The sequence below is a fragment of the Microcystis sp. M_QC_C_20170808_M3Col genome (assembly GCF_007095505.1).
In the GTDB taxonomy this organism is placed as follows: domain Bacteria; phylum Cyanobacteriota; class Cyanobacteriia; order Cyanobacteriales; family Microcystaceae; genus Microcystis.
This window is the reverse complement of sequence record NZ_SFBY01000079.1, coordinates 1-2,890: the sequence shown is the minus strand read 5'-3', so window position 1 is coordinate 2,890 and position 2,890 is coordinate 1. Positions and strand designations below refer to the sequence as shown.

Annotated in this window: 2 protein-coding genes; both read right to left on the bottom strand. The window is 36.7% G+C overall.

What is annotated here, in order from left to right:
- A partial coding sequence (locus EWV84_RS04080; RefSeq protein WP_287076611.1) for a Uma2 family endonuclease occupies window positions 1–458 on the bottom strand: 458 nt, incomplete at its 3' end.
- A gap of 47 nt (window positions 459–505) precedes the next feature.
- On the bottom strand, window positions 506–2,725 hold the full coding sequence (gene cas3, locus EWV84_RS04075) for a CRISPR-associated helicase Cas3' (protein ID WP_287076609.1): 2,220 nt from the start codon (window positions 2,723–2,725) through the stop codon (window positions 506–508).
- Window positions 2,726–2,890: the final 165 nt, after the last annotated feature.

Genomic DNA, 2,890 nt, shown 5'->3' with positions numbered 1-2,890 from the left:
GCGTCGGGATAGAAAATCGTGATCTGCTTGGCCCGGGGATCGACGATCCAGACGCGACTGACTCCCGCTTTTAGGTAGGCCACGGCTTTTTCGCTCAGGCTGCTGAAGGATTGTTCAGGGGAAATAATTTCGATGACTAATTCCGGGGGAACGGGACAAGCTTCATCGGTGAGGGGAATGTCTCCTAACCTTTCGGGGGAAATGTAGAGGAGATCGGGAACGGGACACCAATCTCGATTGTTTTTGCTTAGGACGATCGCCCATTCGATTCCCACTTCTCCCCGTCCTTGATTCCAGCGATCGAGTACGAGAAATAAAGCACCAGTTAAACGAGAATGAAAGAATTTCGGTGACATTTTCGGGAGCGCTTCTCCATCGACTAATTCATAGGTAATATCGCCATCGGGTAACGATAGAAATTCTGGTAATGTGAGGGATTTAGAAGAGATAAGAGTCATGGTATATAGTTTCTAGTGTAGTGAACATATCCCGCACAAGATAAAAATCAATCTTGTGTTAGAGCCTTAGTGTAGTTAATCACTACTGATCTATCTTTTGTGGGGTTATACTGAAGTCTTTCTTGATAGCCATTTGATCTCCATTTAATAAAAACTCCAGGCAAGTCTTTAAACCCTAATTCATGATCATAAGAATAAGGCTCAAAAGAATCATATATGGCTCCCTCCTGAACTGCACGGACTTTGATCACCATATCTTTACTGTATGCACATCCCCAATATTTTAATGGTTCTAATTTATATCGAGTTTCTTCCTTGTCGTAAATCCATTCGTAAACATCCACATTAGCATACTGATTTATATAGTTGCCTTCATCATTTTTTTTCAGAATCAAACGATCAATCGGAACTTGAATTTGAGGAGATTCTTTGACAATTTTTTCTAGATTATCACCCTGCTTACCGTCATCATATACCAAGGTAACGGATGGAGTCCAGCTACGGGTGATTACTAATCCTTTTTCATGAGCAGATTGACAAGTGAGATCGGCATTATAAACATAGTCTTGCAACAGGGAAAAAAGCTCAACAACTCGATAATCATCAATTGTCTGTTTTGTAGAAACACAATTCATGATCGCTTTCGGATCAAAGTTTTGAGCGTGCAAGTCATTAAGGGTTGTTTGATAATCTTCTAGCTCTGTCTCGCTCAAGGTATTGACAAATTCTGGAATATTATTGCCAACGACGATAATTTTTGCATCTTCAACATCACCTTTTCGATTGCAACGTCCCGCTCGTTGAATTAAACTTTCTGGGTTACACATTTGAGTAATCAATCTGGTACTATTTAAATCACAGCCAACTTCGATCGCACTGGTAGTAACCAGAATATAAGCTTGGTCATTTTCATCTCTCTCTTTTAATCTTTGATAAAGATTAGTTCGAGAATAATGTGAAGTTTTGGGAATATCTGACAAACGACCATGGTAGAGAAACAAAAATTCATTTTGTTCTGAATATTTAATGTTTAATGTCTGTTTTATTTTTTCATAAATCTCTATCGCATCTTTAACAGTTTCCACGGAAACGATGATCCGATGACTTGGATTAGAGTGCCATTCTTCAAGGGTGATCGAGATCAACTTTTGTTGAAAATTTCTCGAATTTTTTAGATTATAAGCAATATCATTAACCCACTTAAACTGTTTCAAATTAGAATAGTCTTGCTTCAAAATTTGCTTGTAAAAATTATTTAGCTTCTCTAGATTGTCCTGAACATCAATGTAATCGATCACGTTATCTGCAAGATAATCCAATCTTTCCAGATGATTTTGTGATAAAGTTGCCGTCATTAAAACAAGCGAGCGTCCTGCTTCATACAAAGCTTTAACCAAACTGCAAAAGTTAGTAAACGAAATATCATCATAGGTATGAGCTTCATCAAAACAAATCAGTGTATTACCATGATGAATTCGATAGGGAAAGATGAATGATTTTTGCTTATCACCATAGCCAAAGTATCGATATATAAATTTATCAATCGTTGTTAAAATAATATCTCCTTTGTATAAATGTCTTCGAGAATTATTGCTAGGTTTAACTTCTCCATCTAGATAAACATATCGATTCATTTCGGTTCCCGTATCTATCACCAAAGACACTTCACGTCCCTTGTGTAAGAGTGAAAATTGTTTTAAATATTTCTCACATCTCTGTTTTTGATCTTCTAACAAACTTCGTGCAGGTAGGGGTATAATCAGGCGATGTCTATCTTCTTTTGTAGATAGCATAGCTAAAAAGGGAATAATAATCGCTTCAAATTTTCCCACTCCTGTAGGAGCTTTAAGGATAAAAGCTGGATGTTGAGTTTCAACCATTGTTTGAAAGACTTCTTCCTGCATTGGATTAGGTTGAAAATTCGCTAATTCTTTATACCAAAAAATTGCATTTTTTGATTTTTCTGGAATCGGTTTAGTTTTTGAATTATAAGGCTTGATAATGGCAGTAATTGCTGGGTCTTCATTGATATTATGTTCGTTTTGTTTCCACCACTCTTTAACAAGAGTATTCAATTTACTTCCTAATTCCTTATCTTTTCCATTTTCGTGTAATTGTTGGAGTTGATTTTTATCCTCCTCTGATAAATTATATGTCCACGAACGAAAATTTAAAGTGATAGTTGGTTCTTTAAAAGGATAGGGATCGAGATAAAAAACACGGTGTTTGCTATCTTCGGATATACCTTTAGTTATTGTAAAATCCATAAATGTGCGAGATTTTGCCTGTTCGTCGTCTCCAATAACACGACAAGCGGCTCTTCTAGGTTCTGTGTGAGCATGGTATAATAGTAACACAGAACAGGAGGTGGGTTATGTGGATAAATTTTGATCAACTCCTCGATTTACCAAATGTAACAGTGGTCAATTATC